The organism is Mycobacterium sp. 1165196.3 (assembly GCF_001673415.1).
Lineage (GTDB): Bacteria > Actinomycetota > Actinomycetes > Mycobacteriales > Mycobacteriaceae > Mycobacterium > Mycobacterium europaeum_A.
In genome coordinates, this window is the sequence record NZ_LZLU01000057.1 from 1 (window position 1) to 19,150 (window position 19,150).

Below are 19,150 nucleotides of genomic sequence, written 5' to 3' on the forward strand. Positions count from 1 at the left end.
GAACACGCTTACACTGATTGCCAGCGCTAGCGGTGGCGAGAACTGTGGATCACATAACTTGGAAGTCGTCCGCCCGCCTACTTCACGTCGGTGGGGGGCGGTTCGCGTGAGCACCGCGAGGGCGTCGGGGAATCCGCGCACACCGCCGATTCGCGGGCGGACGGGCGAGCTAAAGGTGATCGGCACGCTGATCGCGGCGCTCACTCAGGGGCGCGGCGGCGTACTGGTCATCGAGGGGCCGCCCGGCATCGGAAAGAGCCGCTTGCTGACCGAGGTCGTGGCGCTCGCCGAGAAGGCCGGTGTGCGGGCACTATTCGGCGAGGCCTTCGAGTACCAGCAGACGGTGCCATTTTTCTCGCTGTTCATGGCGACCCTGCGCGCGGATCCCCCCGTCGGTGATGCGGAGGCTTTGCGCCGCTTGGGCACGTCGGCCGATCTCCGCTACTGGGTGGTGCGCGATTTACAAGCCGCCATTCATGCGGCCGCATCCCGAAAACCGTTGGTGATCCTCCTCGAAGACATCCATTGGGCCGATAACGCCACGCTGCTGGCGCTGCGGTCGCTGGCAGCGACGAGGCCCGATGCCCCGGTGCTGTGGGTGCTCACCGCCCGAACCGGCGCCGGCGGCCCGGCGGTTCGCGAGACGCTGACCGCGCTGGAACGCGATGACGCCACGTTTCTGCGGTTGACGGCCATGTCACCGAGCGCGGTCGCCGACATTGTGCAGGACGCCGTGCGTGCCAGGGCCGAGGCGTCGCTGCTCAGTCTCGCCGATAAGGCACACGGCAACCCGTTCCTGCTGACGGAGCTGTTGCGAGGCCTGGACGAGGAGGGCCGGCTCGACGTCAGCGGCGGCCGCGCGGTCGCCACCGGAGATGCACTGCCACGACGACTGGGCGACACCATGCAGCAACGACTCGACCAGCTCTCCGACATCGCGAGCCGAGTCGTGCGAGTAGCCGCCGTGCTGCCCGACCGGTTCTCGGCCCGCCTGCTCGCCGCGATGCTGGAACACCGACCGGCCGCCCTGGTCTCGGCGGTAGAAGAGGCAGTCCGCTCCGACTTCCTCATTGAGGAGGGCGAACACCTGAAGTTTCGTCACGACCTGCTGCGCGAAGCGACGCGGCAGTCGTTGCCCCAGTCGTTGCGCCGAGCGATGGAGCGGCAATCGGCAACCGTCATGTTGGACGTGGGGGCGGCGCCCGAGGAGGTGGCAACCCAGCTCGCCCGCAGCGCTGAGGTTGGCGATCAGGCCGCGATCGCCGCACTGCGCGAAGCCGCACAGTCGGTGGCTAATAGCGATCCGGGCGCAGCGTCGGATCTGAGCACGCGCGCCTTGGAACTTATGCCACCCCAAGACTCGGGACGTGGACCGCTCGTGACGGAAACGATCGTGCTGCTCAATCGGGCCACCCGCTACGAGGAGGCGCAACGGTTGGCCAGCTCCACCCTGTCCGCCACGCTGCAGCCCGAAGAACAGGCCAAGATCCTCCTGCGGCTTCGGACGGCAATCACAGATACGACCGCGCGACACATCGAAGTGAACCGCCGCGCGCTTCAGTTGCCCGGCCTCAGCGAAGTCACCCAGGCACGACATCGGGGGTGGCTGGCGTACAACCTGACGATGCACGGCCAACACGGACAAGACAGCGCGGCAGCCGACGAGGCGGCGGCCGCCGCCGCATCGACCGGCGATCTCGAGTCGAGGATCCTTTCGGGAGTTGCACTCGCCTACCTCGACTGTGCGAACGGGTACGCGGGCCGCGCCCTGCACCGCGTTGAGCAACTCCAGGCCCTGCCCCCCGCGGGCGATATGACTACCCATAACCTCGCCCGATGCCACCTGGCAAACCTGCTTGCCGTGGCCGGACGGCTGGAAGATGCGGCCACGCTGGTCGCGAACGGCACAGAAACATCCCAGAAGGAACGCGACGGCATGGCGCTCCACATCTGGGCCCTGATGGCGGGGGTGGCGCAGGCGGCCGCGGGCCGGCTGTCGGCCGCCCGCGCTACCACCGAGCGGTTGCCGAAGCCGGAGCGACCGGGGTCGACGTTTGTGAACGCGATGCGCATGTTCACCCTGGCGGAGGTAGCGGCGCGCACCGACGACCGAACCTTGTTGTTAGAGACCATGAATGAGGCGCGCGATGCTTACTCCAACGGTTCACCCGCCGTACGACGCGGGGCGGCGTGCGCGCTAGGACTGGCGGCGTGGCAACGCGACGATGTTCATGAAGCGGTTCGCTGGCTCGGCGACGACATCTCGCTACTCATGACACCGTTCTTGCCGGCCGTCTTGGACCAGCTGACCTTGACCGCGCGGGTCGCGTCAGCCGCCGGTGATGCCGGCTTGCGCGCGCGCCTGCTGGACGCCATTGCCGTGCTCGGACGCGACTCGGCGGTTCCGTTGTTCTGCACCGTCGCTCAACACATCCGCGGCATTCTCGAGCGTGATGCCCGGGCATTAGTGGTTGCCGCCGAGTTACTCCACTCCTCTTCGCGGCCGCTTCTTTACGCCAGCGCCGCCGAGGACGCCGGCGCCGAACTGGCTCGCGCACAACACCACACCGCAGCAATCGACCAACTGAACGCCGCATTCGACACCTACATCGACTGCGCAGCAACCGCCGATGCCCGCCGAGTCGGCCGCGCGCTACGCCGACTGGGCGTCGAACGCCGCATCGTCAACCACCCACGGGCAAAAACCGGCTGGGACAGCCTCACCGACTCCGAACTCACCGTCGTCCACCTCATCGCCCAAGGCGCAACCAACCGCTCCGTCGCACAGCAACTGCACCTGTCCCCCCACACCGTCAAAACCCACCTACGCAACGCCTTCACCAAACTCGGCATCACATCCCGCACCCAATTGACCCAGCTCATCCACGGCGCCGACTGACCTACAGCAAATCGCTAGGCGACCGTGCGCGGCCTACAATGACGTGCACTGCAACGGCAATCCGCTAAATAAACCGTAGACAGGACACCCGATGGGTCCTTCCACCGGCCTATTTGACGTCGGCGGCCAGCGCTTGGTCACCCCGCCGATTCGAGGGCGGGCAGACGAGCTGAAACTGATCGGCTCGCTAGTTACCGCGGTCGCCCAAGGGCGCGGTGGCGTGCTGGTCATCGAAGGCCCGCCCGGCATCGGGAAGAGTCGGTTGCTGACCGAGGTGTTGGTGCTGGCCGACAAAGCCGGGGTACGGACGCTGTTCGGTGAGGCGTTCGAGTACCAGCAGACGGTGCCGTTTTTCTCGCTGTTCATGGCCACGCTCAACGCCGATCCCCCGGTGGGCGACGCCGAGGCGTTGCGCCGGCTGGGCGGCTCCGCCGACCTCCGCTACTGGGTGGTGCACGATCTGGCCGACGCGATTCATGCCGCGGCCGCACAAACACCGCTGGCGATCGTGTTGGAGGACGTCCACTGGGCCGATAACGGCACGCTGTTGGCGCTGCGGTCGCTCACCACCGCGCGGCCCGACGCGTCAGTGCTCTGGGTCTTGACTGCCCGCACCGGGGCCGGGGGACCCGCGGTGCAAGAGACGTTATCGGTCCTGCAGCGCGCAAATGCCACATTTTTGCGATTGGGGGCCATGACGCCGGAGGCGGTCGCCGACATGGTCTGCGACGCCGTGCGGGCGAAAGCCGATGTGTCGCTGCTGACTCTGGCCGCCAAGGCGCACGGAAATCCGTTCTTGGTCAGCGAGCTCGTCGGGGGGCTGGGCGAGGAGGACCGACTGAACGTTACCGGCGGGCGCGTGGGGGCCACCGGTAACGAGCTTCCACGGCGTCTGGGCGCCAGTATGCATCAACGACTCGAACTGCTCTCCGATGGCGCTTCAGAGGCGGTCCGGGTGGCCGCGGTGCTGCCGGACCGGTTCTCGGCCGGCCTGCTGGCCGCGATGCTGGAGCGATCGCCGACGTCGCTGCTGTCGGCGCTCGAGGAGGCGGTGCGCGCGGATCTTTTCGTCGAAGACGGTGACCAATTGCGATTTCGGCACGACTTGCTGCGCGAGGCAACCCGACAGTCGTTGCCGCAATCGTTACGGCGGGCGATGGAGCGCCAGTCGGCGTCGGTCATGCTGGCGATGGGCGCCGCGCCGGCCGAGGTGGCTGCCCAACTGGCACGCAGCGCCGAGCCCGGAGACCGGGAGGCGATCGAGGCGCTGCGCCGAGCTGCGCAATCGGTCGGCCGCGGCGATGCGAGCGCGGCCGCCGACCTGAGCAAGCGCGCGTTGGAGCTGTTGCCCGGCGACGACGCCGAGCGTGGATCACTGGTCGCGGAAACGGTGGGGTGGCTCAACCGGGCCAGTCGCTATGGCGAGGCCGAAGAAATGGCCGACATGGCGCTCGCGGAGGCGGCGTCGCCTGAAGTGGAGGCCGAGATCCGTCTCCGGCTTCCGGTGCACACCAAGCACACTGACCAGCGGCGGGTGGAGGAGAATCGGCGGGCGCTCGAGTTGCCCGGGCTCAGCGAGGTCACCCGGGCACGGCATCTGGCGTGGCTGGCGTACAACCTGGTGTTCGACGAAGGTGGGCAACGGCGGGAGGCCGCCGACGAGGCGGCCTCGGCCGCGGCAGTAACCGGTGATCTCGAGGCCACGATCATGGCAGGCGTGACCCACGCTTTGCTCGATGCCGGTGAGGGATACGCGGCCCGAGCACTACGCCGTTTCGAAGAGCTTGGTCCGCTCGCCCACACGAATGAAACGGCGTTGGCGCACGCCTATGCAGGAATGTACAACGCAAACCTGCTGGCAGTGGTCGGCCGGTTGGACGACGCGACGGCCCAGGTCACCGACGGCATAGAGCAAGCCAGCCGGGAGGGCAACGCGATGGCCCTCTCTCTGTGGGCCGTCTTCAGTGGGCTCGTGCACCTCGCTGCGGGCCGGCTGTCGGCCGCCCGCGACGCGACGGAATGCCTTGCGCCACCACAGCGGACGGGGGCCACCGAGCACGACGTGCTTCGCACGGTGATTCTCGCCGAGGTGGCGGCGCACACCGATGACCGGAACTTGCTGCAACAGATGGTCAATGACGCGCACGAAGCCCACTCCGCCGGCTCCGCCGGCATACGTCGGGGATCGGCGTATGTGCTCGCGCGGGCGGCGTGGCAGCGCGACGACATTCATGATGCGATGCGCTGGCTCGGCGACGTCATCCTGCTGGCGACACCGTTTTTCCCCCACGCATTGGTTCGACTGATCCTGGGTGCGCGGGTGGCTTCGGCCGCCGGTGATGCCGGTTTGCGCGCGCGGGTCCTGCAAGCCACCGAGGTGCTTGAACGTGAGCGGCCTGCGGTGCCGCTGTTCGCGGCGGTGGCCGGCTATGCCCGCGCGATCCTCGAACACGATACCCGGGCGTTGGTGGCCGCCGCGGAGTCGCTTCGCGCCTTGCCGCGCCCGCTTCTTTACGCCAGCGCCGCCGAGGACGCCGGCGCCGAACTGGCTCGCGCACAACACCACACCGCAGCAATCGACCAACTGAACGCCGCATTCGACACCTACATCGACTGCGCAGCAACCGCCGATGCCCGCCGAGTCGGCCGCGCGCTACGCCGACTGGGCGTCGAACGCCGCATCGTCAACCACCCACGGGCAAAAACCGGCTGGGACAGCCTCACCGACTCCGAACTCACCGTCGTCCACCTCATCGCCCAAGGCGCAACCAACCGCTCCGTCGCACAGCAACTGCACCTGTCCCCCCACACCGTCAAAACCCACCTACGCAACGCCTTCACCAAACTCGGCATCACATCCCGCACCCAATTGACCCAGCTCATCCACGGCGCCGACTGACCGGTCCGTCAAAAACCATGCCCACTAGGCATACACCACCCCGGAGCTAAAGATCACCCGCCGGGCGATGGCGACGGCCGTACCCGCGGTGCCAACGTAGTCATTGCGCTTCGGATCGCCACGACTCACGAACGAACCGGCACCGGAGCGCAAATGTGCAGAGGGTTGAGAAGACGATGATGAGCACACTGTTGGGAATCTTGATGATGATGCCGGTGGTTTTCGGCGTCGGTGGTTACGTATTGGTGTCCCGACGACCATGAGAACGCCGACGACTGGCGGCGGGCGGGTGGCTGTGTGATCTGTTGCGGGAGCTGACGTTTCGGCGAGCCAAGAGGGAGAAGTGCGGTGAGTGGGCACAGCGTGAGCGCGGCTCACGAGACGACCATTGAGCCCTTGACACGACGGGCGTCCGCCCGCCCAAACGGGCACCGCCGACATGCGCCCGCGGCATTTCCGGACAACGCCCCTGATCCAATAGAATTGCCGCGATTAGCGAGCGGAACGAGTCCGGGCGGCCCCGCAAGGGCACACTGGGATGCCGAGGCGGTTACGTCCACTACGGACGCATCGACGCCGACTTTTGCCGCCCGCCTGCTGGATTCAACAGATTCGCGGAGTTCGGACATGAGCGGCTCGGCTGGGCGCAGCGACAACGCCATTGGAGAAGCCACTGCGCGAGCAGTCCTGCTCGCCACCAAGCTGCACGTCCCCGCCATTGGGGCGCAGCTCGTTCACCGTGGCGCCCTGCTGGACGCTCTAACGGCCGGACGTCGCCGCAAGCTGACCCTGCTGAGTGCGCCGGCGGGCTGGGGCAAGACCACATTGCTTGCGCAGTGGGCGTCGGGTGCGGGCGAGGACGAGCGGTTCGCGTGGCTGTCGCTTGACTCCTCCGATAACGACCCGGTGTGGTTTTGGATGTACGCGGTCGCTGCGCTGCAAAAGGTCAGTCCTGGCACGGGGATTCGCGCGGTTGAACTGCTAGCGATGGGCGCCGACCCAGTGCAGGTCGTCCTCCCTACCCTGCTGAACGATCTGGACACGATCGCCAACCCGGTCGTACTCATTCTTGATGACTACCATCAGGTGGTAGGTCGAGCGGTACATGAGCAGCTTGCGTTCTTCATCAGCCGCATGCCGGCGAACCTGCACCTGGTGTTGGCAACCCGATCCGATCCGATGTTGCCGTTGGCTCGGCTGAGGGCCAGCGGTGAGCTTGCCGAGGTGCGAACCGATGATTTACGTTTCGGGCCGATTGAGGCGCACCATCTGCTGAACGATGTCATCGGATTGGGATTGGCCCCCAACGACATTCATCTGTTGCACCAGCGCACCGAAGGATGGGCCGCCGGTCTTTACCTTGCCGCCCTCTCGCTTGCCGGTCGTGCCGATACCGCCGCGTTCATCAAGACGTTCGCAGGCGACAACCGTCATATCGTCGACTACTTGATGGCCGAGGTGCTCGACGGCCAGCCGGCGGACCTCCGCGGCTTTTTGTTACGCACGTCGGTCCTGGGACGACTCAGCGGTGCGCTCTGCGACGCGGTGCTGCAAACCTCCGGCTCGGCCTCGGTCTTGCAGAAGATCGAGCGCGAGAACCTGTTTGTGGTGCCGCTGGACACGTCGCGTCACTGGTATCGCTATCACCAGTTGTTCGCAGAGTTGCTGCGCACCGAGCTACGCCGCGCCGAGCCCGATCTCGTCGCCGAACTGCACCGCCGAGCCGCGACGTGGTTCGAGGCCGAGGGGCTCGTCGATGAGGCGGTGCGGCACCTGCTCGCTGCCGGCGACATCGCCCGCAGTGTCGAGCTGATCGCGGCGGACTGGGCCGACGAGTTCAGCGGGGGCGGCGTATCGACCATCTCCGGCTACCTCGATCTGCTTCCCGAGGAGACCGTCTTACGGGATCAGCGGCTGAGCGTGGCCCGGGCCTGGATCGCCTTGAGCGTCGGCCAACTCGATGACGCCGCCGAGTGGATCGAGGCGGCCGAGACTCGATCCGCGACCGACACCCCAGAGGGCCAGGCCATCAGTTCTCAAGTTGTCCTGTTGCGCGCGATTCACTCGTTCAAGACGGCTGACGTCGCCGCGGCCCTCGAGACCGCCGCCCGGGCGATCACCCTCGATTTCGGCGAAGCGCCGCTGGGCCAATCGCGCGCCTATTGCATTTATGGTTCCGCGCTGTACTTTTCGGACAACATGTCCGAGGCGCAAGCCGCCTTCCAGCGGGCCGTGCAGCTCGCCGAGAAGGTGGGCGATCGCCGCGCCCGCATCTACGCGTTGGGCTATCTGGCGCTGATCTCGGCCGAACGTGGACAACTGGCAGACGCCGAACGCCAGATCCGCGAGGCTTCGGGTGGCTCCCAAAACCTGGCGGACGCGCAACACTTCGTGGACGGGGCGGTGTCGCTTGCCGCGGCCCAAGTCCTCCGTCAGCGCGGTGACACCACCGCGGCGGCGGCCGCCGCCGACATGGCGGTGATGTCGGCCCGCCAAGGCGGAGCGATCCTCGAGGTGGCCAAGGCACAGTCGGTCAGAGCGGAGATACTCGAGAAACTCGGCGACCAACGGGCCGCGCAGGCCATCCTCGAAGAGGTCGGCACCCTGGTGCGCGATTGCCCGGACGCGGGCATCGTCTCGACGCTGCTCGCCTCTGCCGAGCGGAGCACGGGCGTCGCAGCTGATTCGCGCAACCAGAGGCGCGCGCTCTGCGACGAGCTGACCCCCAAGGAGCTTGAGGTTCTTCGCCTGCTCGCCACCCGGTTATCGCGACGTGAAATCGGTGAGCGGCTTTACGTCTCGCTCAACACCGTGAAGACCCATCAGCGCGCCGTGTACCGCAAGCTGGGCGTTGAGCACCGCGGCGCGGCGGTGAGCCGGGCGCGAGAACTCGGCCTGTTGTAGTTCGCTACCGGTGATCCTCACCCGGGTGAGCCAGCGGTCGGGGTGATGACAACTCACCCCACGCGGGGGCAGCCTTCGAGCAATGACCAGGCCGCTGCCCGGTGCGAGCGGACAACGCTAGGAACGGGAATGGTTGAGCATCGTCACGTCGAATGGGACCCCGCCACCCGGCGGGTCAGGACGGCCCGGTTGGCGTTGCGGCCATGGCGGCTCGACGACGATCTCGCCGCGTGTGCGATTTACGGTGCGCCCGAAGTGGCGCGTTGGCTGTGTCCGGCCTTGTCCCCCATCGTCGATGGGGCCGAAATGCGACGCGTTCTGGCGGCGTGGATCGCCGAAAGCGATCCGAGCGGGCTGCCGGTGGGCCGGTGGGCGATCACCGATGGGGACTCCGGCGAGGTGATCGGGGGCGTGGCCCTGCTTCCGCTGCCGCCGGGCGGCACGGATTTAGAAATCGGTTGGCAGCTGTCGCCGAACGCCTGGGGACACGGGTACGGCGCGGAAGCGGGTCACGCGATCGCACACCAGGCATTCGAAAACCTCGGTGTCACTGAGGTCTTTGCGGTCGTGCGACCCAACAATCGCCGCGGTGTGGCTACCGCCCGACGGGTGGGAATGGACTGGGTCGGCGAGACCGACAAGTACTACAACCTGACGCTTCAGGTCTACCGTTTGACGAAGGCCGACCTGGACCTGCCGGAGCCGGCGTGCGCGGGATGAACCCGGCGCGTCACGTCACGGCCGAGAGACTGTGTCACGTAACGGATTATTGCCCCTCGCCCGGGTGAATTTCCTCGGCGGATGAGGACAACTCACCCGCCGCGCGCAGATAGTGGTCGCTGATCTGAGCTGCAACCGAAACCGCCCGGATGCCCGGCAGCGGCCACGCAATGAAACGCGTACACACAGAACGGAAAACACATGTCACAGAGTGAGGCCACCGCCGTGATGACTGACCGGCCAGAAAAGCCTCGAACGACCGACATCGCGCCACTCGTCGCACGATATGGCCTGGTGATAGTTCTGGTCTGGTTCGGCCTCATGAAATTCACGTCTTATGAGTCCCAGGGGATTTCGCATTGGGTGGCCAACAGCCCCTTCTTGAGTTGGGTCTACGAAAGCATGTCGATCGATGCCTTCGGCCGATTGAACGGATCCGTGGAACTGGTCACCGCAGCATTGCTGGCCGTCAAGCCATGGTGGCCCAAGGCTTCCGTGGTGGGTGGTGCTCTCGCATCGCTGTTCTTCCTGACCACATTGAGTTTCATGGTCACGACCCCCGGGGTCGGTGAGGCGTCCGCTGGTGGCTTTCCCGTTTTGTCCGCCGACGGAGAGTTCTTGATGAAGGACATCGCGCTCTTCGGCCTGGCACTGTGGCTCCTGGTCGACGCCATCGACGCGACCCGCCGAAAGACGACAGTCGCCCCGCCGCACTGACATTCCGCGCCGACGGGGTGGCCTACAACGAGAAGCCGGCGCGCCCGGGTGCGTTCAGCGCTGAACCGACCGTAGCCAGGAGGCTGCGAACTTGCCCACCCCGTCGTGTTCGAGCACCGCGAACACGTTGGGCAGATCGATATCGATCGCGCTCAGCCGATCCAACACTTCCTGGGCCTGTGCCGACTTGCCAGTGATGGTGTCACCCTTGATGACGCCGTGGTCGGCCAGCGCCTCCAATGTCGCCGCCGGAATAGTGCTGACCGTATTCGGCGCCACCAGCTCGGTGACGTACATCGTGTCGGGATACGCGGGGTTCTTCACACCGGTGGAGGCCCACAGCGGACGCTGCACACGAGCGCCCGCGGCGCGCAACGCGGTGTAGCGCGGCTCGGCTTCAAAGACCTGCTGGTAGGCCGCATAGGCCAACCGCGCGTTGGCGATGCCTGCTTGCCCGCGGAGTGCGAGTGCCTCCGCGGTGCCGATATTCTCCAGACGCGCGTCGACCTCGGTGTCTACCCGGGAGACGAAAAGCGAAGCTACCGAATGGATCCGGGATAGATCAGCGCCCGCGCAGCGTGCGGCCTCCATACCGGTCAGGTACGCGTCCATCACCGCCCGGTGACGATCCGCAGAGAAGATCAACGTCACGTTGACCGAGACACCTCTGGCCAATGCCGCGGTGATTGCGGGCAACCCCGCCGCGGTCGCCGGCATCTTGATGAATACGTTAGGTCGGTCGACGATTTCGGCCAGTTGGATTGCTTGCATGAGTGTTCGATCGCAGTTGTGCGCATCCAGTGGATTGACTTCGAGGGACACCCTGCCATCGATACCGTCGGAGGCCTCCCACTGCGGGTGCAGCACATCGCAGGCCGCTCGGACGTCATCGGTGATCACCGTGCGGACCGCGACGTCCATCGCGACGCCACGCGCGGTCAGCTCGGCGATCTGCTCGCCGTAGAGGTTGCTGTGGGCAAGCGCCCGCTCAAATGTCGACGGGTTGGTGGTCACGCCGACAACGCTTCTGGTGTCGATCAGTTGCCGCAGCCTGCCCGATCGCAGTAGGTCGCGGGACAAGTCATCCAGCCACACCGACACCCCCGCTGCCGATAGTGCCGCGAGGTTCGCGTTCTGAGTCATCCCGTCGTCGAGCCCATGTCGTTATTACATCGCCTTGACATGTGCCGCCGTGCCGGATGGGTAGCGCTGCAAGTAGTTCTGGTGCTCGGGTTCGGCTTCCCAAAACTCGCCTGCCGGGTTCACCTCGGTGACAACCGTTCCGAGCCACCGGCCTGATTCCTCGACGTCTGCGATGGTCTGCACTGCGATTTGTTTTTGCTCGTCGTCCAGATAAAAAATTGCCGACCGATAACTGGTTCCGACGCCAATGCCCTGACGGTCCGTCGTGGTCGGGTCGTGAATCTGGAAGAAGAAGTCCAGCAGTGCCCGGTAATCGGTCTCGTCCGGGTCGTAGGTGATTTCGAGCGCTTCTGCGTGGCCGGGGTGATTGCGGTAGGTGGGATGCGTGTTGCCGCCGCCGGTGTAGCCGACTCGGGTGGACGACACACCGGGCTGCCTTTGGAACAGGTCCTCCATAATCCAGAAGCACCCGCCGGCGAGCACAGCTATCTTGTGTTCAGTCACGGTTCCTGCTCATGCCGACTTGGTCTCGCTCCGATGCATCTTTGGTGAACAAGTGCAGATATTGGCCATAGCCCTGGGCTTCGAGGTCATCGCGGTGGATGAATCGCAGGGCCGCCGAGTTGATGCAGTAACGCAACCCGCCAGCTTCCGTTGGACCGTCGGTGAATACGTGCCCTAAGTGGCTGTCGGCGTGGACAGACCGCACCTCCACCCGATCCATGAAATGGCTGCGGTCGCGCCGCTCGATAAGGTTGTCCGGGTCGATGGGCTGGGTGAAGCTGGGCCAGCCACTTCCGCTGTCGAATTTGTTCACCGAGGCGAAAAGGGGTTCGCCCGAAACAATGTCAACGTAGATGCCGGGTTCATGGTTGTCGCAGTACTCTCCGGTGAAAGGACGCTCCGTGCCGTTCTCCTGGGTGACGTGGTATTGCTCGGGGCTCAACGCGTCGACCGCTGCCGGGCGCTTGCTGTATCTGTGCGACACAGGATCTCCTTCGTTCGTGCGTTGTGTTGTTGCGCTTGACATTTCGATCCGGTGTCGTGCTAGTTGCGGCCGGCCATGATGCCGCCGTCGACGTTGAGAATCGCGCCGGTTACCCAACTGGCCGCATCGGAGAGCAGATACGTGACGGCGTTGGCGACGTCGGCGGGGGCGCCGACCCGTCCGAGCGGGTGAAGCGGCGCGAAAGTGTCAAGCGTGGCATCGATCTCGTCCTTCGGGATGAAGCCCTCGTAGAGCGGGGTCTTGACGACGGCCGGTGCCACCGCGTTGACCCGAATGTTGTGCCCGGCAAGCTCGATGGCCAGATTATGGGTCAGCGCGTGCAGGCCGGCCTTTTGCATCGAGTATCCCGACGACGGGGTCAGGCCGATCGCCTGATGTGCCCACATGCTGCCGATGTTGACGATGGCCCCGCCCTCACCCTTGGCGATCATCCCCTCGACGACGGTCTGCGTCAGGAAGAACAAGGCGTAGTTGAGCTCCATGTACGAGTCGTAAGTCGGTGCGTCGTAGTCGAGAAACGCCTTGGGAATGAAGAAGCCGGCCGCGTTGACCAACAGCGTCGCGTCGCCGTGCTGTTCGGCGAGCGCGCGCCGCACGTCGGCGACCGCGGCGCGATCGGTCAGCTCGGCGGTGATGCCCCAGGCCTCGTCACCGCGGCTGGTCAGCTCGGTGACGGTGTCATCGACCCGCGCCTTCGAACGTCCGATGATCACTGCGCTGCCGCCGTGCTCGACGACGTCGATCGCGACCTGCCGGCCCATGCCGGCGCTGCCACCGACGACAACGACCTTCTTGGAAACAAAGTGCATGGTGAGTCCCTCTCCGCTGAGCTCTCTCGACGACTTCCGCTGGGCGATTTCCGCCTTGCCCGGCAAGGAAAGTTGCAGCCTTGGCGACGACACCGGACGCCGATACGTCGACGTTGAACTGGGACCAAGTCTGCTGTCCGGCGGGGTGAGCCGTCATCACCCCAGCGGTGTCTCACCCGGGTGAGTTCTGGCGGGACGCCGGGACCGGCTGCCGGCAGCCGGCGCCCAGTGTCGATCACACCCAGGGCGGCGGCGCCTTCACTGCATAATCTGCCAGCGCTGCACTGAGATGCCAACGCGCAGTGAGGATTCGGCGCAGCTATTAAGTGCTGAGAGCTGGCCGTGCGGCGCCGGCACCAAACGGCATGCCGCTCACCGACAACCGCCTTGATCCCGCGCGCAAGGAGTGTTGGTCCCGCGTCGAGGCGTCGTCACCCTGCATTGCCCGGAGAGGCCGGGCTCGTGGGACTCGTTGTGGTCGTAGAGCTCGTCGGGGTCGTCGAGCTCGTAGGCCGCACAGAGCTGGTAGGAGTCGTCGGGCTCGTAGGAGTCGTGGAACTGGTAGGCGTCGTGGGACTCGTCGGGCTCGTAGGCGTCGCCGGACTCGTCGGAGTCGTAGGAGTCGTGCTCGCAAGACCCGGACCCTCGCCACACCAGTCCGCCACATCTTTCGGGTACTGCTCGATCGGTGGAGGGCAACGCTGCCCCGGCGGGAAATTGGCACCGGCGTTGAGCAGATCGCAGGGCACGTAGACCTGCTTGCCCTTGGGAGTGTTGGTCAGACACTTCGTCGGCGGCTCGCCATGGGCCTGGACCGGAATGACGGCCGCCGCCAATACCGCGCCGAGCGCCGAAGCAAGGCGGCGATAGGTCATGGGAGCTCCTCATCTTGATGCGGCCTCCGGCGTGCACAACTCCGCGTCGCCGGCGTATGACGATTAAATCCGCTCACCCGGCCCATGATCCAACCCGAGGTCGCATGACCTAGCTGCGGCGCGTAGCGAATCCCCGCGTTGAACAGCACATTCTGTAGTGGAGCTGCCGGGAATCGAACCCGGGTCCTACGGCATTCCCTCAAGACTTCTCCGTGCGCAGTTCGCTATGTCTCTACTCGGATCTCCTGGTCACGCGAACAAGCCAGGATGACGATCCCAGTCGCTGTTGGTGTCCCGATAAGTCCCGCGACCGGACTCATCGGTGGATCCCTCTAGCTGACGCCAGGGTCCGGGTCGAGGGCTTTCCCGGTCTGACGGACTAGCTGTCGCTTAGGCAGCGAGAGCGTAGTCGCGCTGATGTGAATCGGCGCTTATCTGTTTGCAACGACGCTTACGGTGGTCAGTTGCCTGCACCGGCACGCTTCCCTTGATTCGATGCGCGAAGTCGAAACCTTTCAGCCCCTCGCACCCCACCGACTTTCGGCAGGAACATCCATGGTACCTGCCTATCAACCAGCGGCAACGGGATTATCTTCCCCGCTGCGCTGCGATCAGATCACGAAGTTGAGGTGCTCGACGACCTGGGCGGCCACGGCTCTGTCGCCGTCGAGGTCGACGTCGTGGGGACGGGCGGGACACATCGGGCGGCCGCCGGCGAGCCTGGTGAACTGCAGCCCGTCCAGCCGGATCGTCGCCGTCGGTGGTTGGCCGCCGAAGTCGTCGACCACCGCGGCCCGGCCGTCCACGCTGACCCGGATGGTGCGGGCCAGCGGGCCGGTGAGGTCGAACTGGATGCGTGAGCCCTCGGGCGCCTTGGCCAGCTTTCCCACCACGTAACCCATCGTCGCGGCGATCTCGTCGACGGCCAGCGAGGCCGCCGGGCCGGCCAGCTCGTCATCGGACGGCGGGCGCCCCAACGCCACGCGAATGTCTTCTTCGTGCATCCAGCAGTCGAACACCCGGATTCGCATGAACCGGCCGTAGGAATCCGGGCCGGTGGGAGTCATCGTCACCGCGTCCCACTCGTCGTCGGACATGGTCGTCAGCGCTTCGCGCCGGTCGGTGGTGATCGCCCGGAAGCTTTCCAGTACATCGGCGTCGGCGTGCGCGCTCAGATGGCGGACCCAGCACTCGTTCATCACGCCGACGTCGTTGCGCACGTGCTCCAACGCGGAGACGTCGACATCGGGCTGGGGCGCGGCGATGCCGGCAAGGAACGACTCGGTCCCGATCATGTGCGACACCAGGGCCTTGACGTCCCAACCCGGCAGCGGGCTGGCCGCCCGCCATTGCGCTTCGGAGAGCCCGCCCAACAGCGCATCGATGGCGTCCCACACCGCGAAGAGACCGGTGAGCACGGTGGACTTGTCGAGCTTGGTGACGGGGCGATCGGCCATGGTCGGATCGTAGGCCGCTTACTTTCCGATGAAGAGACCGATTCGGATAATGACAAGGGCACTGACTGCCAGCAGCCCGCCGACCGCGATCCACCCGGCGGGCCACGGACAAAACGTGACCCATGCCCCGGCGATGACGGCCATTCCCGCATGGGCGAGACGAAGTGCGAAGAAGTGCTGCTCGCGCAGGTCGGCAACGAACACCCGGCGCGGGATCGCGCGAAGCAGCCACCACAACACGGCGATCAAAACCCCGCTGAGCAGGCCGACACCGACGCGCGCCAACGCGGTCGGATGGCCCTCGTCGTAGGCCCCGGCGGTGATAGCGAGGCACACGCTCAACAGCCCCGCGCCAACGGTCACGAGGGTGAGCACCTTTCGGAGAACGACCCCGATATTGCGCCGACTCAACGCCCCGTAGCCAGGATCGCTTCCGGCGGCACCGAGAAAACCCTGAAGGGCGCGTCCAAACTTGAAGCGCCCCAGTCGGTGAACCGCCAAATCGTTGAGGGCCTCGGCGTTCGCGGGATCCAGCTGCAGCGCCGCTCGATACGAAACCTCGGACTCATCCCGTCGGCCCATGGCATGCAGAATCGAACCGCGCCGGATGTGCGCGTCGACGCTTTGCGGATCCAGCCGTAGCGCGCGCTCGATGACATCCAGCGCCGAGCGCAACTGCCACGCTTTCTGCAATAGCAATGCGTAAAGGCGCAGTGGCGCAGGCTCATTCGGGTGTGATGTGACCGCTCGCCAAGCCATCCACAGGCCGTCATACTGGCGACCAAGGTTGAATAGCGCCAACGCATACAGTCGCATCGCGAACTCGGAGTCGGGTGCGCCGGCCAAGGCGGCGTATGCGCTGCGCGCCGCGCCCGAATAATTGCCGAGCGCGAGTTCGGCGCGGGCGTAGGACGCAAGGAGGGCGGGATCGTTGGGGCTTTGCGAGAGCGACCGGCTCAGGATCTCGCGTGCGCTTTCGTATTTTCTGGCGTCGATATAGGCGTCTGCGACTCGGATGACCTCGTCGTATCGCCCTAATCCAGGCTCCGAAGTCACCGAAGATTACCGAATCTTTTTGCGGCGCATGTACTTCGCCAGTTCGTCGTAGGTTCCGTCGCCGTTGGCGAACTCGACGACGTTGCGGGCGGTCTCAAACCAGGGTCCGGTGCTGGGCCGGATCTGCGCGATGGCGGTGTCGATGTCGGCCATGGTGACCGGACGGACCTGACCGCTGCGCATCGAATCCGCCATGGCCAACTGGGTTGCGGTCTCGCACACGTAGGCCAGGTCGGCGCCAGAAAAGCCATCGGTGCGGTTGGCGATCGACTTGAGGTCTATGCCCGCGACGGGCCGGTCTTGCAGATGCGACCGCACGATCCCGGCCCTGGCCCCGGTGTCGGGCAAGCCGACAAAGATCATCCGGTCGAATCGGCCGGGGCGGCGTAGCGCGGGATCGACGTCCCATGGTGCGTTGGTGGCGCCCAGCACATAGACACCGTCGTTGACGGAGCTGGCTGAGTCCATCTCCTCGAGCAAGGTGTTGACCACCGGCCGCAAACCCGAGCTGCCGCTCAGCGCGGAGCGCCGGTGTCCCAATGCATCAACTTCGTCGAAGAACAACACGCAGGGCGCGTTGCGCCGGGCCGTGTCGAAGACGGCGCGGATGCTGCGTTCGCTGTTGCCGAACCACTGGTGCAGGACGTCGGCGATGCCCACCTGGTAGAAGTTCGCCCCCAACTCACCCGAGACGGCTTTGGCGATGAATGTCTTGCCGCAACCCGGTGGTCCGTACAGCAACAACCCGCCGCGCGCGGACACCTTGAACGCCTTCATCAGTTCGGGATTGCGGATCGGGCCGAGCAACGACAGGTCCAGCTGTCGTTTGACTTCATCCATGCCCGCGACATCATCCAACCGGACACGAACGCGCTGCACTACGTCGAAGTCGTCTTCGTTGACCGCGTCAGGGGGTTGCTCGACGAAGGCGGGCTCGATGATGTCGGCGACTTCCTGTTCGGCGCTCGACCAGTCGAAGTTTTCGTTTCCAGCAGGCTGATTTGCAACCGGTGCGGACGCTTCGGCCGGCGGCGCCGCCAGCGCGGCGCTGCACCGTTGCAGCAGGCTCAGCGCGTTGACATTGCCGGCGTCCTGCGTCAACACCGTGCTGCAATGGCCCAGCGCCTCGGCGTAGCGGCCTTTGTCCGCCAGCAGGCCGGCCAGATGCAACCGCAGCTCGATCACGTCGGGGCTTTTGTCCACCGCGTCCGACAGCGAGCGAATGACGGGATCTTCGGTCTCAAACGCACCCAACGCCATCTCCCGGTCGTGATACGTGCCAACTGCCCAATATTAGGCGGCGGCACAACCGTCAGGCCGAGGCGATCATCGCCACCGATCCCATGGCGAGCACCATGCCGATCCCCTGCAAGCGGGTCACCCGCTCGCGCAGTACCACCATCGCCAGCACGACCGTCGCGGCCGGATACAGCGAAATCAGGATGCTGGCCAACGACAGCAGCCAGGTGTGCAGCGCGGCCAGCATGGTGATGTTGGCGAAGATGTCCAGCACGGCGACGGCCACGGCCAGCTTGAGCGGGCGGCCGCGCGGCATCGCCAGGTTCTGGCTGGTTTTGGCCATGGCGAACACGACCAGGCTGGCCGCCACGCGGGCGAACACCAGCGGCCACAGCTTGCACACGTGCGGCGCCTGGTGCAGGAACACCAGGTTCAGCCCCATCGCCGAACCCGCAACCACTGTGAGCCAGGCCACTTTTGGAGTGAACCGGTATGGCGTTCCCTCCACGGGAGCCTCGCGGCTGACGAGCATCACCGCGGCCAGCGCCAGGACGACGCCCACCAGGGCCGCCTGCCCGGGCCGCTCCCCCAACGCCATGCCCACCGCTACCGGCACCGCGGCATTGAGCACCGCCGCCAACGGCGAGACCACCGAAATCGGGCCGGAGCCCAGCGCCGCGAAGAACGCCCACATGCCGAACGCCATGCCGATGCCGTAGAGGCATCCCCACACGACGGCACCGAGGTGAACAGGCCCGCCGACGAACACGGCCATCACGCCCAGCAACAGCGTCTCGATCGGGTAGGCGACCAGCATGACGCGCAGCGCGGCCACTCGCCGCGCTGCCACGCCGCCCACGAAATCGCTGACGCCGTAGGTAACGGCCGACAGCTGGGCGTAAGCCGCCCCGATCAGGTCATGCCCTTTGCTCGACGTCCCATTTCACGGACCACCTCACGCTGTGCATCACGTTGCGCCATGTCCTGGCGCTTGTCATAAGCCCTTTTACCGCGCGCGAGGGCCAGCTCGACTTTGACCTTGCCCTCAGAGAAATACAGCGACAGCGGCATCAAGGCGAGGTTACCATCTCGTATCTTGCCCACCAGTCTGTCGATTTGTTGCCTATGTAACAACAACTTTCGGTTGCGACGCGGTTCATGATTGGTCCAGCTACCGTGCCGATACTCGGGAATGTACAAGTTACGCAACCAAACTTCGCCGTCGTCGATCGTTGCGAACGCGTCAGCTAACGATGCTTGGCCCAGCCGAAGGCTTTTCACCTCGGTGCCTTGCAAAGACACTCCGGCCTCGAACAACTCGATGATCGAATAGTTATGTCGCGCTTTGCGATTGGTGGCGATAACCTGTTTGCTGCCACCTTTGCCGCCCGCCGCCTTGGCTCGGCCGGAACCCTTGGCCACA

15 protein-coding genes and 1 other RNA gene are annotated in these 19,150 nt (G+C 65.6%); 5 read left to right on the forward strand and 11 right to left on the reverse strand.

Features of this window, described 5'->3' with window-relative positions; all coding sequences use genetic code 11:
- Positions 1-106: 106 nt before the first annotated feature.
- The 5 genes from A5659_RS05360 to A5659_RS05380 all read left to right on the forward strand — a co-directional run bounded on the left by A5659_RS05360 (position 107) and on the right by A5659_RS05380 (position 10,139).
- The gene (locus tag A5659_RS05360) at positions 107-2,899 is read left to right on the forward strand and encodes an AAA family ATPase (protein ID WP_067179620.1); all 2,793 of its coding nucleotides are present in this window, start codon (positions 107-109) and stop codon (positions 2,897-2,899) included.
- Positions 2,900-2,990: 91 nt separating this feature from the next.
- Positions 2,991-5,798, forward strand: coding sequence for an AAA family ATPase (locus A5659_RS05365; RefSeq protein WP_067179623.1), 2,808 nt, complete (start codon positions 2,991-2,993; stop codon positions 5,796-5,798).
- A 627-nt stretch (positions 5,799-6,425) separates the two neighbouring features.
- Positions 6,426-8,702, forward strand: a complete 2,277-nt coding sequence (locus tag A5659_RS05370; protein WP_067179625.1) for a LuxR C-terminal-related transcriptional regulator — start codon at positions 6,426-6,428, stop codon at positions 8,700-8,702.
- Positions 8,703-8,831: 129 nt separating this feature from the next.
- Positions 8,832-9,422 (forward strand): GNAT family N-acetyltransferase, encoded by a 591-nt coding sequence (locus tag A5659_RS05375; RefSeq protein ID WP_067179628.1) that lies wholly within the window; start codon positions 8,832-8,834, stop codon positions 9,420-9,422.
- A gap of 201 nt (positions 9,423-9,623) precedes the next feature.
- Entirely contained in the window at positions 9,624-10,139 is a 516-nt protein-coding gene (locus A5659_RS05380) for a YkgB family protein (protein ID WP_067144720.1), read from the forward strand.
- Positions 10,140-10,193: 54 nt separating this feature from the next.
- Here A5659_RS05380 and tal read toward each other — a convergent pair whose 3' ends face one another.
- From tal to smpB, 11 genes are all read right to left on the reverse strand, one after another.
- Positions 10,194-11,282, reverse strand: coding sequence for a transaldolase (gene tal, locus A5659_RS05385; protein ID WP_067179631.1), 1,089 nt, complete (start codon positions 11,280-11,282; stop codon positions 10,194-10,196).
- Between the two features lie 24 nt (positions 11,283-11,306).
- Positions 11,307-11,786 (reverse strand): peptide-methionine (S)-S-oxide reductase MsrA, encoded by a 480-nt coding sequence (gene msrA, locus A5659_RS05390; RefSeq protein ID WP_066879234.1) that lies wholly within the window; start codon positions 11,784-11,786, stop codon positions 11,307-11,309.
- Positions 11,779-12,270, reverse strand: coding sequence for a peptide-methionine (R)-S-oxide reductase MsrB (msrB, locus tag A5659_RS05395; RefSeq protein WP_067179634.1), 492 nt, complete (start codon positions 12,268-12,270; stop codon positions 11,779-11,781). Before msrB ends, msrA begins: the two co-directional genes overlap by 8 nt.
- 59 nt (positions 12,271-12,329) lie before the next feature.
- Positions 12,330-13,100: an SDR family NAD(P)-dependent oxidoreductase gene (locus A5659_RS05400; RefSeq protein WP_066879240.1), complete on the reverse strand. Its 771-nt coding sequence runs from the start codon at positions 13,098-13,100 to the stop codon at positions 12,330-12,332.
- A 372-nt stretch (positions 13,101-13,472) separates the two neighbouring features.
- Positions 13,473-13,754, reverse strand: a complete 282-nt coding sequence (locus A5659_RS27605; protein ID WP_067179636.1) for a hypothetical protein — start codon at positions 13,752-13,754, stop codon at positions 13,473-13,475.
- A gap of 376 nt (positions 13,755-14,130) precedes the next feature.
- Positions 14,131-14,498: a transfer-messenger RNA gene (gene ssrA, locus A5659_RS05410) on the reverse strand.
- 88 nt (positions 14,499-14,586) lie between these two features.
- The gene (locus A5659_RS05415; RefSeq protein WP_067179639.1) at positions 14,587-15,432 is read right to left on the reverse strand and encodes a maleylpyruvate isomerase family mycothiol-dependent enzyme; all 846 of its coding nucleotides are present in this window, start codon (positions 15,430-15,432) and stop codon (positions 14,587-14,589) included.
- Between the two features lie 18 nt (positions 15,433-15,450).
- Entirely contained in the window at positions 15,451-16,488 is a 1,038-nt protein-coding gene (locus A5659_RS05420; RefSeq protein ID WP_067179641.1) for a tetratricopeptide repeat protein, read from the reverse strand.
- 6 nt (positions 16,489-16,494) lie between these two features.
- A complete protein-coding gene (locus A5659_RS05425) occupies positions 16,495-17,742 on the reverse strand; it encodes an AAA family ATPase (RefSeq protein WP_369829358.1) in 1,248 nt (415 codons plus the stop codon).
- 58 nt (positions 17,743-17,800) lie between these two features.
- Positions 17,801-18,643, reverse strand: coding sequence for a DMT family transporter (locus A5659_RS05430; protein WP_156748842.1), 843 nt, complete (start codon positions 18,641-18,643; stop codon positions 17,801-17,803).
- Complete coding sequence (gene smpB / locus A5659_RS05435) at positions 18,640-19,149, reverse strand: SsrA-binding protein SmpB (RefSeq protein WP_067179647.1); 510 nt, start codon at positions 19,147-19,149, stop codon at positions 18,640-18,642. Before smpB ends, A5659_RS05430 begins: the two co-directional genes overlap by 4 nt.
- Position 19,150: the final 1 nt, after the last annotated feature.